The organism is Peribacillus aracenensis, assembly GCF_025175645.1.
Taxonomy (GTDB): Bacteria; Bacillota; Bacilli; order Bacillales; family DSM-1321; genus Peribacillus; species Peribacillus aracenensis.
The window spans coordinates 16,329-29,456 of sequence record NZ_JANZMJ010000008.1 but is presented as its reverse complement, the minus strand read 5'-3'; the positions used below and the strand labels follow the sequence as shown (position 1 = coordinate 29,456).

The following is a 13,128-nucleotide window of genomic DNA, read 5'->3' as shown; positions in this document are numbered from 1 at the left end:
GTAAGGAGGGTTGCATAAACGTGTTTGGTCTCTCTGATATCATCAAATTTCTATTTTCCTTTTTTTTGATCATGCCGATCGTTACGCTGATACATTTGAGCGGGCATATTTTTTTTGTCACGATCTTTGGGGGATCAGAAAAGAAAATCTTGATCGGTTGTGGCAATAAACTTTTCGCCTTTCGGAACATAGAGGTGAGGAAATATTATTTTTGGAATGGGACTTGCGAGTTCAAGGGATTGAAACATGATAATCGATTGACGAATACGCTGATCTATTTAGGAGGGGCTATCTTTAATTTAGTCAGCATGCTGATCATCTATAGCTTAGTGTATCAGGATATCCTGGACAGCTCGGTGATCTGGTATCAATTCATCTATTTTTCTTTCTATGTTATGTTCTTCTCGTTGTTTCCGATGTATTTCTCGGACGGGTCGCCTAGTGATGGGAAGGCCGCGGAATTGGCCTTGAGGAACAAGCTGGAAGATAGGGTTACGGATGATATATTTGTGAAGAAAATGGATGATGATAGCTGCAAGTAAAAAAGGGACGTGCTGGTGGCCGTTCTTTTTTGTTTGCTCTCGGATTTTTGGATGAATGTCTTTTACGCTTTTTATTATAAACCTAATCGGCACGCTTATATTGATGCCGATTAGGTTGTTCGAATGGATTAAAGTCTCCGCTAAAAAATCATTCCCATACTTCTTTTGCTACATCAACGACGAATTTCAGCTTTTCCCATTGCTGTTCTTCGGTCAGCTTGTTGCCGTGATGGGTGGAGGCGAAGCCGCATTGCGGGCTTAAGCATAATTGTTCGAGAGGAACGAAGTGCGAGGCTTCTTTAATGCGTGCCTTAACAGCTTCCTTGTCTTCGATTTCCCCATTTTTTGAAGTGACGACACCCAGTACGACCTGTGCACCGCCATTTGGTATGTATTCCAATGGTTTGAAGTCCCCTGAGCGTTGATCATCATATTCCAAGAAAAATCCATCCACTTTTTCTTTTGCCAATAAAGTTGGGGCGATACGGGCATAGCTTCCTTCAAATGCCCAAGTCGACTGATAGTTCCCACGACATAGGTGTGTAGTGACGACAAGGTCTTCTGGTTTGCCTTCCAATGCGCCATTAATTACGCGAAGTGCAAGATCGATTAACTGTTCCCTCGTATATTTTCCATCTTTGAACTGGAAATCCGGAGCTGAAAGTCTGGCAATATATACATCATCCAATTGAAGATAACGCACACCTGCTTCATAAAAGGCCTTCAAAGCATGCTGATATGCTTTGATGATATCATTTGCATAGTCTTCAATATCAGGGTAGATGTCTTCATTATGAATGCCTACAGCAAATAATTGATTCGGACTGGGAATGGTTTGCTTGGCAACGGCGCGTCCGTTCACGATTTTGTTCAATTCAATGAAGTCACGAATGAAAGGATGTTCAGGATTGAATGAAACCTTCCCGGTATTGCGTACGTTATATCTCTCTGTTTCCACACCATCGAACGTGAGCCCTTTTTCAGTCACATATCCCTCGATGCCATTTAAATGTTCGAGGAAGTCAAAGTGCCACCATGTACGTCTGAACTCACCGTCCGTCACGGCTTCCAATCCAACTTCAATTTGTTTTTCGACAATCCGATTGATTTCTTCGGTTTCAACTTCACGAAGCCGCTCTGCTGAAATGGTACCTTCCTTAAACTGCTTTCTGGCAACATGTAAACGTTCTGGTCTTAATAAACTCCCGACGTGATCGGCCCTGAATGGTGCTTTCGTTAATGTGATGGACATGTTGCATTCCTTCTTTCCTTTTAAAAATAAGGCTGTTTTCGCATACTTTGTTGCTATTTACCAAGTAGTGAGGTGTGGTTGATTTCCCCTCCAGATGCTCGCTTTCCGCGGGGCGGGCGGTGAGCCTCCTCGGCGTACACGCCTGTCGGGTCTCGCCTGTCCCGCTGCTCCCGCAGGAGTCTCGCACTTCCGCTCCAATCAACCTTAAATCGTTTCATTTTAAAAACAACAATCTTTACGAAAAGAGCCAAAAATAAAAAACCTCTTCTTAAAAATAAGAAGAGGTGTTGGCAACCAAGCTATATACTCTTCTTATCTTCAAGTTTTTACACTTCTGGAATTAGCACAGTACATGATCAGTCTGTTGCTGAGGCATCAAAGGGCCAGTCCCTCCACCTCTCTGGATAAGAGTTGTCTATTAAATTAATTATGACTATACAGGTAGTTTTTATAAAGGTCAAGGGTTGAAGGTGGAAGATTTTGAATATACCGATTATTGATATGTGTTACTACATCAGGGAACCCGGCATATGCTATAACCGAAGATTCATATGAGCGGCAGGAGGGGAATGCAAGGATGAGTACATTCAGTCCATTCAAAAATGGTATAACGATAACTTTAACTGAAGCCATGATAGAGAAAATCATAAGAAGGAAATCATATGGTCAGGATATTAAAGTCGAGATTACGCCAAAACATATCGTGCTTTCCGGAACGACGGAAGTGAAAAAAATGATGTTTAAGAAAAACGTAGCTTTCCGGATTACATTAAAACCGGTTTCTGTGGAAAAAAGAACGATTTTATTTGAATTAGTGGAAATGGAACCAATTGACAGGAAAATCATCAACCAAAAAATATTTAACAGACCGCCATTTTTTGAATTTGAAAAAAGAACGATCAAAATGAATGTTAATGCCTGGAACATCGTGAGAAAAATTCCCGTTGGCACAATTAAATCGTATGAACTCGTCGAAGGTGCATTGAAAATGAAACTTACTTTATGATCGAGTTTACATACATCCTTAGCCGAAAACTATAAAGGGAGTGCCAGGTATGATAGTGTTATGGTGATATGGGTCATGAAAAAAATGTGTTTGATAAATCAAGCTCTTTAAAATATACTAAATGACTTGAAGTTTTGAGTTTTTCTGGGAATGAGGAGGATAATGATGGATCAGAAGATTTTGCCTGCTTCAGCAAGCATGAAGGATTTCGAAAGATTTTTAGAGAGTTCCTATGAAATAGGTGTGTTTCTTGATTTGCATATATCACAATTGAAAAACGTAAGTATGATGGCAAAGCAGCATAATAAGAAAATGATATACCATGTCGATTTGATCCATGGCATAAGAAGTGATGAGTACGCGACAGAATTCATTTGTCAGGAATATAATCCATATGGGCTGATTTCGACTAAATCAAACGTTATATTGAAGGCGAAGCAAAAGGGGGTCATTGCCATCCAGCGAATCTTTTTAATAGATTCACATGCGCTTGAGAAAAGTTATAAGCTGGTGCAGAAAACCAAGCCGGATTATATCGAAGTATTGCCGGGCGCCATGCCATGGATGATAAAAGAAGTGAAGGAACGATTGCAGACACCGATTTTTGCAGGCGGCCTCATTCGTACTTCGGATGAAGTCCTGAATGCCCTCGATGCGGGAGCATCGTCAATCACCACTTCCAAAACTGAATTATGGGATATCGTTTAATAGGGGAAATTGAAAAAAATTACAGAAAAATAGATAAATTCTTCACAAATTATTGACAGCGTTTTCATAAACAAGTATATTTTACAGTACAAGTTAATAGATGTGACGGAGACTAGGAGATTCACAACAGATCTATTCATAATTTATATTATGAAGATAGTTCTGCTGTGAATCTCCTTTATTTGTTGGCAAGGTTTAAAAAATTATCAGGGGAGGGGTTTTATTCATGACTCCATTTTGGGGAGAAGTATTAGGTACGATGATATTAGTTTTATTCGGAGCAGGCATTGGGGCTGGTTCATCCTTAAAGGGGTCCTATGCAAAAGATGCCGGCTGGATCGTTATCACGATTGCGTGGGGATTGGCTGTTACCATGGGTGTTTTTGCAGTGGGTTCCATAAGCGGGGCGCATTTAAACCCGGCAGTCACAGTGGGGTTTGCCATTATTGGGGAATTTCCTTGGAGTGATGTGCCCGGTTACATCGTTGCCCAAATGATTGGCGCAATCCTTGGAGCAACTCTAGTATTCCTGCACTATTTGCCACACTGGAAAGCTACGGATGATCCAGGAGCGAAGCTTGGTGTGTTCGCGACATCACCTGCAATCCCGCACACATTTTCAAATCTATTAAGTGAGATGATTGGAACTTTCATCCTTATTCTTGGTTTATTATTTATAGGTGCCAATCATTTTACAGAGGGTCTAAACCCATTCGCTGTCGGGTTATTGATTGTCGTGATCGGGATGTCACTTGGCGGAACGACAGGATACGCGATTAATCCGGCCCGCGATCTGGGGCCGCGCATCGCTCACTTTTTGCTGCCGATACCGGGCAAGGGCAATTCGAATTGGGGCTATTCATGGATTCCGGTCGTTGGACCGATTATTGGGGGTTCACTTGGTGCCGTTTGTTATAAAGCGTTCTTTATGGGAGAAATAACAGCAGGATTTTGGTCTGTTTTGGGTGCAAGCCTGGTACTATTGATATTAGCCTATGCATTTGGAAAAAAACAGTCGCATGAAATGGAAAGCAGAAATATTGCCAGTTAATTAAAAGGAGGGGCATACACAATGGAAAAATACATTTTATCATTAGATCAAGGAACAACGAGTTCGCGGGCGATTTTATTTAACGAAAAGGGGGAAATCGTCCATTCCTCCCAAAAGGAATTCACGCAGCATTTCCCTAAACCAGGCTGGGTCGAGCATAACGCCAATGAGATTTGGGGATCGATCCTGGCAGTCATTGCCGGAGTACTATCTGAATCCGGTGTAAAGCCAGAACAAATTGCCGGGATCGGGATCACCAATCAGCGTGAAACGGCAGTCGTTTGGGATAAGGAAACAGGTACCCCTGTCTATAATGCGATTGTATGGCAGTCCAGGCAAACAAGTGAAATCTGTGATGATTTGAAGGAAAAGGGACTTAATGATCTATTCCGGGATAAAACGGGATTGTTGATAGATGCTTATTTTTCCGGAACGAAAGTGAAATGGATCCTCGATAATGTCGAAGGGGCCCGGCAAAAGGCGGATGAAGGCAAGCTGTTATTCGGTACCATCGATACTTGGCTGATCTGGAAGCTATCAGGAGGCAAGGCTCATGTAACGGACTATTCCAATGCATCCCGGACATTAATGTACAATATCCATGAACTGAAATGGGATGAAGAACTGCTCGAGATATTGACTGTACCAAAATCGATGCTGCCGGAAGTGAGGCCTTCTTCTGAAGAATATGCACGTACGATCGAATATCATTTCTTCGGCCAATCGATTCCGATCGCCGGGGCAGCCGGTGATCAGCAGGCAGCATTATTCGGCCAAGCCTGCTTTAATGAAGGAATGGCTAAAAATACGTATGGAACAGGCTGTTTCATGCTCATGAATACAGGAGCCAAGGCTGTCAGTTCCGAACATGGATTATTGACGACACTTGCCTGGGGACTGAATGGGAAGGTCGAATATGCATTGGAAGGAAGCATATTCGTAGCGGGCTCCGCAATCCAATGGCTGCGCGATGGCCTGCGGATGCTTCATGATGCCAAGGACAGCGAAGCCTATGCAAAACGGGTGGAAAGTACGGATGGAGTATATGTGGTACCGGCTTTTGTAGGACTTGGAACCCCATATTGGGACAGCGAAGTGCGGGGAGCCGTTTTTGGTTTGACCCGCGGCACATCCAAAGAACATTTCATTCGTGCCACACTTGAATCACTGGCATATCAAACGAAGGATGTCCTTGATGCAATGGAGGCGGATTCAGGAATCGAGCTCCAGACATTAAGAGTGGATGGCGGGGCAGTCAAGAATGACTTCCTGATGCAATTCCAAAGCGACTTATTACGGGTGCCCGTCGAGAGGCCGACCATAAACGAAACTACAGCATTAGGTGCTGCATACTTAGCTGGCCTTGCTGTTGGGTATTGGAAGGATCAAGAAGAAATCTCCCGGCAATGGGCGGTAGACAAAACCTTTAAACACTCCATGGAAGAGCAAGAAAGTGAAAAATTATATGAAGGCTGGAAAAAAGCTGTACATGCCGCTATGGCATTTAAATAAAAAACGAGGTGTATTCTTTCTCAAACGAGCTGGAGTATGCTATAATGAAATCAAGTTAATAACTCGGCCGGAGAACAGGAGAGACCATGAATGCGTTATCGTTAATTCGATAATGTCATTTATGGTCTCTTTTTTGTTTTCAATGGCAGATTAGGGATATTAATATCTATATAAACTATGCGAACAAATGAACCAATTGAATAGAATGACTGAACTCACGAGTAAATAGCGAGAATTCACGAGCAAACCGCGAGAATTCACGAGTAAAGCGTGCGAATTCACGAGTAAACCGTGCGAATTCACGAGTAAACCGAGCAAATTCACGAGTAAACCGCGAGAATTCACGAGTAAACCGAGCGAATTCACGAGTAAAGCGTGCGAATTCACGAGTAAACCGAGCAAATTCACGAGTAAAGCGTGCGAATTCACGAGTAAACCGAGCAAATTCACGAGTAACCCGTGCAAATTCACGAGTAAACCGAGCAAATTCACGAGTAAACAGTGTGAATTCACGAGTAAACCGAGCAAATTCACGAGTAAAGCGTGCGAATTCACGAGTAAACCGAGCAAATTCACGAGTAACCCGCACGAATTCACGAGTAAACGCAGAATTCACGAGTAAACCGTGTGAATTCACGAGTAAACCGTGTGAATTCACGAGTAAACCGAGCAAATTCACGAGTAAAGCGTGCGAATTCACGAGTAAACGCAGCGTTCACGAAAAAATAGAATGCAATACTTTAAAGGAGGAGTCAGGCATGAGGTTTTCAAATATATATCGGGAAGAAACGATCGAACTTCTGAAAAAAGAGAAATATGATGTGGTTGTCATTGGCGGGGGAATTACCGGTGCAGGGATCGCCCTGGATGCAACGACCCGCGGAATGAAAGTAGCTTTGGTTGAAATGCAGGACTTTGCAGCAGGTACTTCAAGCCGCTCGACAAAACTTGTTCATGGCGGATTGCGGTATTTAAAGCAATTTGAAATAAAAATGGTTGCCGAGGTTGGTAAAGAGCGGGAAATCGTTTATGAAAATGGACCGCATGTTACCACACCGGAATGGATGCTGTTACCGATGCACAAAGGTGGCACCTTCGGGAAGTTCAGTACTTCCATTGGCCTTCGGGTATATGATTTCCTTGCGGGGGTTAAAAAAGCCGAACGCAGGAAAATGCTTTCGGTGGAGGAAACGCTAAAGCGGGAGCCGCTCGTTAAGAAAGAGGGACTGAAGGGCGGAGGCTATTATGTTGAATACCGGACAGATGATGCACGTCTGACGATTGAAGTGATGAAGGCGGCTGTCGATAAAGGTGCAACACCGATAAATTATACAAAAGTGGAAAAATTGTTATATGACAATGGCAAGGTGAACGGCGTCCAAGTTGCCGATTCACTATCAGGTGATTCTTATGAAATATACGCAGACAAAGTTATTAATGCAGCAGGTCCATGGGTCGATTCCATTCGTGAAAAGGACCAATCGAAAAAAGGGAAAACGCTGAAGTTATCCAAGGGTGTTCATGTGGTCATCGATCAATCGAAATTCCCGTTGAAGCAGGCGCTTTACTTTGATACGCCTGATGGCCGGATGATTTTTGCCATCCCGAGAGCCGGTAAGGCTTATGTAGGGACTACGGACACTTTTTATGATGGTGATCCTGCAGTGCCGACCGTTACGTCCGAAGACCGTGCCTATTTATTAAAGTCGATACATTATATGTTTCCAGAAGTGAACATTACGGGTGATGATATTGAATCAAGCTGGGCTGGAGTGAGGCCGTTGATTCTTGAAGAAGGGAAAGACCCTTCTGAAATATCAAGGAAGGATGAAATTTGGGAGTCCGATTCGGGCCTTATCACGATTGCTGGAGGGAAATTGACCGGTTATCGCAAAATGGCCAAAACGACGGTCGACCTTTTGGCAGGGAAGCTTCCCCAGCAATCCAATAAAACTTACCCAGCCAGCAGCACTAAAGGAATGCCGATTTCGGGAGGGGATGTCGGGGGATCAAGAAACTTTCCCGATTATATCAAGCAACATATTCAAATGGGAATTGACTCGGGACTCGCAGTTAAGGATACCGAAGAGATATTGGCCATGTACGGGTCCAACGCACCCGTGATATTCGATATCGCAAAAAGCGAAGGAGACGGAGGAGCAAGAAGTGGCCTTCCAAAGAAATTGTTCGTACAGCTGAAATACGCACTAGATCATGAAATGGCCGCAACCCCAGTGGATTTCTTCTTCCGCAGGACGGGGACGCTATTATTCGATATTGATTTAGTCCAAACGCATAAACATGCAGTGATCGATTATATGGCTGGATATTTTGGATGGACGGAATCAACAAAAGTGGAGAGAACCAATCAATTGGAACAGGAAATATCGGGTGCGATTAGAGTATCTTGACCTATATGTAAAAACATGACGCCGGCGGAATCGCTGGCGTTTTTTTAAATTCGGAATGTGATTATCGAGGCATTTGCAAGTTGAAAAATAAAAATCCTCATGTTAGTTTTCCTGACGCGGAAACTATTGTTTAATCCATTAAGATGAAATATAATCAATGAAAGATAAGTTTGAATTTTCTAAATTTAATTAAAGGGGGAACTTGATTGTCTGATTTTATTACGGCTTTAAATGGGGTTTTATGGAGTACGCCAGTCATTTATATTTTATTGGGAGTAGGTTTAGTATTCTCTATTTTAACTCGGTTTCTGCAAGTAAGGCATATTAAGGAAATGGTCATTTTGATGTTCCAAGGCAAAAGTTCGGAAGCGGGCGTTTCCTCGTTCCAAGCTTTATCCATAGCACTTTCGGGACGGGTCGGTACAGGTAACATTGCAGGAGTGGCAACGGCTATCGCCTTTGGTGGCCCTGGTGCTGTTTTTTGGATGTGGGCCATTGCCTTCATTGGAGCATCAAGTGCATTCGTGGAATCAACTTTAGCTCAAATATATAAAGTCAAACAAGACGGTCAATATCGAGGGGGACCAGCCTATTATATTGAAAAAGGAATGGGCGTGAAATGGTTTGCTGTCCTTTTTGCATTCGCTGCACTAATAGCCATGGCTGTGCTGATGCCTGGTGTTCAGTCCAATTCAATTGCCGCCGGAGTGGAAAATGCATTCGGCATCAACCCAGTGATTACTGGTTTGGCAATTGTCCTTTTGCTGGGCTTCATTATATTCGGCGGTGTAAAACGGATAGCTAATGCTGCACAAATAATCGTGCCATTCATGGCCCTTGGTTATATATTATTATCTGTTGTCATCGTCCTAATGAATATAACAGAATTACCAGGAGTCATCTCTTTAATATTCAGAAGTGCCTTCGGGATGGATTCTGCATTTGGTGGGTTAATCGGGATGGCGATAGCTTGGGGAGTGAAACGCGGCGTTTATTCGAATGAGGCGGGACAAGGCACAGGTCCTCACCCTGCGGCTGCGGCTGAAGTATCGCACCCGGCAAAACAGGGTCTTGTCCAAGCATTCTCGGTTTATATCGACACATTGTTCGTTTGTTCCGCTACGGCCTTCATGATTTTATTTACAGGCATGTATAATACTCAAGCGGAAAATGGTTCATATATCGTCAATAACTTGGGCGATGTAACACCTGGACCAGGGTATACACAAGCGGCAATCGATAGTGTAATCCCAGGCTTAGGTGCTGGCTTTGTAGCAATAGCCCTTTTCTTCTTCGCCTTTACGACGATCATGGCCTACTATTATATTGCGGAAACGAATATTGCCTATTTAATACGCAAACGGAATAGTAAGTGGGCCATGCTGGCATTGAAACTTATCATACTTGCAGCTAGTTTCTATGGCACCATTCGTACGGCAGAGCTGGCTTGGGCATTAGGTGATGCTGGCTTGGGGATTATGGTATGGCTCAATGTCATTGCCATATTAATTCTTGCTAAACCGGCGCTTATTACGTTAAAGGATTACGAAAAGCAAAAGAAGGCAGGGGTCGATCCGGTTTTCAATCCAAAAGCTTTAGGCATAAAAAATGCTGATTTTTGGGAGCATGAATACACCGGCGACAAGGAAAACGTTTCTTGAAGGAAAATGACCTTAAATTAATATAATAGAAGAAGATACATAAAAAACCAGCTCAAGGTATTTGAGAGCTGGTTTTTTATAGTTTTGCGATAACCAGGGGGGATGATATGTTAGCTAAATTAGCTCAAGAAATTGTGAATATAACCAGTGAAGTAATCGGGCATGACGTGCTTATTACGGATAAAGACGGAATGATTCTTGGTTCAAGCGATAAGTCGAGAATCGGCACATTGCATCAAGCTTCTCTTGGAGCCATTTTTCGTCGTAAGGAAATGACTCACAATGAAGTGGTATCGAGTACATTGAAGGGAGTTAAACCTGGGATTACCATTCCTATTGAATTATCAGGGGAGTATGTTGGGACATTGGGCATCACGGGATATCCTAATGAAGTATCGAAGTTTGGGATGTTGGCTAAAAAATATGCCGAGATTCTATTGCGGGAGGAAATCGTCAATAAATCTTCCTTGTTGCGTGAACGGGCTTTACAAAGTCTCGTTCAGGAAATCGCCAATTTTGACCATGATCAAATTGATGAAATGCTACTGATGACCCGCGGCAGGGAATTGGGTTATGATTTAAAGCCGCCCCGGATAACGTTTGTTATCGATCTCTTTCAATTCAATCACATTACCAGCGAAATTCATCACCAAGCTTTAAAGATGGATTCACCTGAAATATATATTCAATCTTTAAAGATAAACATAGAATCAAAAATAAAAAGCATCTTCTCGAATAATCAGGATATAACGGTGTCTTTGGGCTCTGATAAATATGTTGTCTTTCATATGCTGGATGGTGAAATGGATGATGAAGCTATTCCTGATATGATTAAAAAGAAATGTAAGCTGCTTATTGCAGTATTAAAAGAATTGGGAATTGACGCTTCGATCGGTATAGGAACCATCGGGAGTAACCTGAACGATCTGAATGAATCCTACCATGCTGCTTGGAGGGCACTTAGAATCGGAAAGAAAATGACAGGTCACCCGGATATCTTTTATATTAAAGATTTTGTTTTGGAAGAGTTGCTATCTTATATACATAAAAGTACTGCTCAGCAATTTGTCGAAGAAACCATTACGAAATTAACGGAGTACCCAGATCATGATGAGTTATTTCGTACGATTACAGCTTGGTGTGAATCTAGCTTGAGCCCGATTAATTCATCCAAGGAATTGAACATCCATCGTAATACTTTATTTTATAGATTGAACAAAATAGAACAAATTACAGGAAGTAATTTGCGGAACTTCAAAGAGGCGTTGGAACTTTATCTTGCGGTTAAACTGATGCAGATACTTTAACCGGAAAGAAAAGCGGATTAGCTTTGTGCTGATAGCACAATGCATCGTCTCGTTTATAAAGCGATGATTGGGCGGTCATTACGATGCCTTGAGTGGCACCGAACCTCTATAATTCAAATTAGGGAGAGGGAGAAACTGATTTGGAATAATAGAATAAAGGGGTGAAGGGGTATGGGAATCGTAGATTGGATCTTTGTCGTGGGTTATTTCACAATCATAGGCATTATCGGATATCAAACAAGTAAGCGAATACAAACCGTCAAAGACTATAACGTTGCAGGAGAGAAAGTGACTTGGACCATTCTTTTTGCCAGTTTGGCAGCTTCCGTATTAGGTGGAGGGGCCTCAACGGGAATGGCGGGAAATGTTTATAAAGAAGGGTATGTCTTTATGTTCGCTTTTTGTGCGTATGGGATTGCCAGTATATTAATTGGCAATTTTATTGCACCGCGGTTAAAAGCCTATAAAGGAGCCCAAACCGTTGGGGATATCATGGAAAGGCATTATGGAAAAAAGGCGAAGTTAGTGACGGGGATTCTCTCAGTGGGATTATGTACGGGGATTATAGGGGGACAGGCTTTAGCGTTAGGAACCATGCTTAATGTGATTCTGGATATCCCTCCGATCGTAGGGATCCTGATCGGGATGGGATCGGTGATTCTCTATACTTCTTTTGGAGGAGTCATGGCGGTCATTCAAACGGATGTCGTTCAATTTGTCCTGCTAGGTGTCATATTGCCTCTTTCTCTTATCATTGGATTGTTTGCAGTGGGCGGTACTGACACTTTAATCGAAAAAATCCCTGATGTTCATTTTACCTTATTGGGCGATTGGGAACTAGCTACCTTTATTGGGTTGTTCGTCACCTTTCTTTTAGGCGAAGCGCTGATTCCTCCTTACACACAACGGGTTTTCTCGTCAAAAGATCCTGAAACGGCAAGGAAAGGCTATATCATTTCGGGATTCTTCTCTTTTGGATTCTTTTTTATCACAGGTTCACTAGGTTTAGTCGCTTATGTGTTATTCCCAGGAATCCAAACGGATAATGCTTTGCCGACGATAGTGAAAGAGCTTTTGCCTGTTGGTGTGACTGGGTTGGCAGTTGCTGCATTATTAGCGGTCATCATGTCCACGGCAAGTTCCTTTTTAAATGCAACGACGGTTTCATTCATGCGGGATATCTATCCTTTTCTTAGAAGGAAAAAAATATCGGATAAGCAGGAATTATTCATGGGAAGAGTCTTGACTGTGGTCGTTGGGGTCGCTTCTTTAATTTTTGCCATCAATGTTCCAAGTATAATCGCGGCCTTGGAATATTCTTATTACCTTTGGGCTCCGACTATTGTATGCCCATTGGTGATGGGAATCATGTGGCGGATCCGTAATGCGGCAGCAGGTATATGCTCAATTATCGTTGGGGCGGTCATCACCTTGGTTTGGACCCTTATCCTGCATGAACCTTTTGGTTTATCGGGGGTCGTTCCCGGATTCATCGCGAATGCAATTGCCTTTTTTACCGCACTTTTACTAACGAAAAACAACGTAGCGGGAAAACCTGCAAATAAGGTGGATAAGGAGCTGCTTGAAAATGATGTTATATAGTTTTCTGCTTTATTTCATTCCATCGTTATTAATCGTAGTCACGCTTATGACGGGCATAGTTTGTACAAAACATTAT

At 42.6% G+C, this 13,128-nt stretch carries 11 protein-coding genes and 1 riboswitch; of the genes, 9 read left to right on the top strand and 2 right to left on the bottom strand.

Annotated features, from left to right (window positions below):
- Positions 1 to 20: 20 nt before the first annotated feature.
- Entirely contained in the window at positions 21 to 542 is a 522-nt protein-coding gene (locus tag N0M92_RS10320; RefSeq protein ID WP_260285622.1) for a hypothetical protein, read from the top strand.
- A 148-nt stretch (positions 543 to 690) separates the two neighbouring features.
- On the opposite strand, the gene N0M92_RS10315 is transcribed toward N0M92_RS10320, so the two are convergent.
- Entirely contained in the window at positions 691 to 1,794 is a 1,104-nt protein-coding gene (locus tag N0M92_RS10315; RefSeq protein ID WP_260285621.1) for a 5-methyltetrahydropteroyltriglutamate--homocysteine S-methyltransferase, read from the bottom strand.
- A gap of 309 nt (positions 1,795 to 2,103) precedes the next feature.
- Positions 2,104 to 2,205, bottom strand: a riboswitch (SAM riboswitch).
- A 166-nt stretch (positions 2,206 to 2,371) separates the two neighbouring features.
- On the opposite strand from N0M92_RS10315, the gene N0M92_RS10310 reads away from it, so the two are divergent.
- From N0M92_RS10310 to glpK, 4 genes are all read left to right on the top strand, one after another.
- Positions 2,372 to 2,800, top strand: coding sequence for a hypothetical protein (locus N0M92_RS10310; protein WP_260285620.1), 429 nt, complete (start codon positions 2,372 to 2,374; stop codon positions 2,798 to 2,800).
- Between the two features lie 165 nt (positions 2,801 to 2,965).
- The gene (locus N0M92_RS10305) at positions 2,966 to 3,508 is read left to right on the top strand and encodes a glycerol-3-phosphate responsive antiterminator (protein ID WP_061465361.1); all 543 of its coding nucleotides are present in this window, start codon (positions 2,966 to 2,968) and stop codon (positions 3,506 to 3,508) included.
- A 226-nt stretch (positions 3,509 to 3,734) separates the two neighbouring features.
- Entirely contained in the window at positions 3,735 to 4,559 is an 825-nt protein-coding gene (locus N0M92_RS10300; protein WP_192206850.1) for an MIP/aquaporin family protein, read from the top strand.
- Positions 4,560 to 4,580: 21 nt separating this feature from the next.
- Complete coding sequence (gene glpK / locus N0M92_RS10295) at positions 4,581 to 6,071, top strand: glycerol kinase GlpK (protein WP_260285619.1); 1,491 nt, start codon at positions 4,581 to 4,583, stop codon at positions 6,069 to 6,071.
- A 175-nt stretch (positions 6,072 to 6,246) separates the two neighbouring features.
- Here the strand turns inward: glpK and N0M92_RS10290 are convergent, their stop codons facing one another.
- Positions 6,247 to 6,771 (bottom strand): hypothetical protein, encoded by a 525-nt coding sequence (locus tag N0M92_RS10290; RefSeq protein WP_260285618.1) that lies wholly within the window; start codon positions 6,769 to 6,771, stop codon positions 6,247 to 6,249.
- Between the two features lie 58 nt (positions 6,772 to 6,829).
- On the opposite strand from N0M92_RS10290, the gene N0M92_RS10285 reads away from it, so the two are divergent.
- The 4 genes from N0M92_RS10285 to N0M92_RS10270 all read left to right on the top strand — a co-directional run bounded on the left by N0M92_RS10285 (position 6,830) and on the right by N0M92_RS10270 (position 13,052).
- Entirely contained in the window at positions 6,830 to 8,482 is a 1,653-nt protein-coding gene (locus tag N0M92_RS10285; protein WP_260285617.1) for a glycerol-3-phosphate dehydrogenase/oxidase, read from the top strand.
- 206 nt (positions 8,483 to 8,688) lie between these two features.
- Positions 8,689 to 10,143: an alanine/glycine:cation symporter family protein gene (locus N0M92_RS10280; protein ID WP_260285616.1), complete on the top strand. Its 1,455-nt coding sequence runs from the start codon at positions 8,689 to 8,691 to the stop codon at positions 10,141 to 10,143.
- Between the two features lie 107 nt (positions 10,144 to 10,250).
- Entirely contained in the window at positions 10,251 to 11,450 is a 1,200-nt protein-coding gene (locus tag N0M92_RS10275; protein ID WP_260285615.1) for a CdaR family transcriptional regulator, read from the top strand.
- Positions 11,451 to 11,621: 171 nt separating this feature from the next.
- The gene (locus N0M92_RS10270) at positions 11,622 to 13,052 is read left to right on the top strand and encodes a sodium:solute symporter family protein (RefSeq protein ID WP_260285614.1); all 1,431 of its coding nucleotides are present in this window, start codon (positions 11,622 to 11,624) and stop codon (positions 13,050 to 13,052) included.
- Positions 13,053 to 13,128 lie beyond the last annotated feature (76 nt).

What these genes read in the sequence shown, in the direction of transcription:
- N0M92_RS10315 (WP_260285621.1), bottom strand. Translation starts at nt 1,794, where the DNA reads ATGTCCATCACATTAACGAAAGCACCATTCAGGGCCGATCACGTCGGG.
- N0M92_RS10270 (WP_260285614.1), top strand. Translation starts at nt 11,622, where the DNA reads ATGGGAATCGTAGATTGGATCTTTGTCGTGGGTTATTTCACAATCATA.
- glpK (WP_260285619.1), top strand. Translation starts at nt 4,581, where the DNA reads ATGGAAAAATACATTTTATCATTAGATCAAGGAACAACGAGTTCGCGG.
- N0M92_RS10300 (WP_192206850.1), top strand. Translation starts at nt 3,735, where the DNA reads ATGACTCCATTTTGGGGAGAAGTATTAGGTACGATGATATTAGTTTTA.
- N0M92_RS10275 (WP_260285615.1), top strand. Translation starts at nt 10,251, where the DNA reads ATGTTAGCTAAATTAGCTCAAGAAATTGTGAATATAACCAGTGAAGTA.
- N0M92_RS10310 (WP_260285620.1), top strand. Translation starts at nt 2,372, where the DNA reads ATGAGTACATTCAGTCCATTCAAAAATGGTATAACGATAACTTTAACT.
- N0M92_RS10305 (WP_061465361.1), top strand. Translation starts at nt 2,966, where the DNA reads ATGGATCAGAAGATTTTGCCTGCTTCAGCAAGCATGAAGGATTTCGAA.
- N0M92_RS10285 (WP_260285617.1), top strand. Translation starts at nt 6,830, where the DNA reads ATGAGGTTTTCAAATATATATCGGGAAGAAACGATCGAACTTCTGAAA.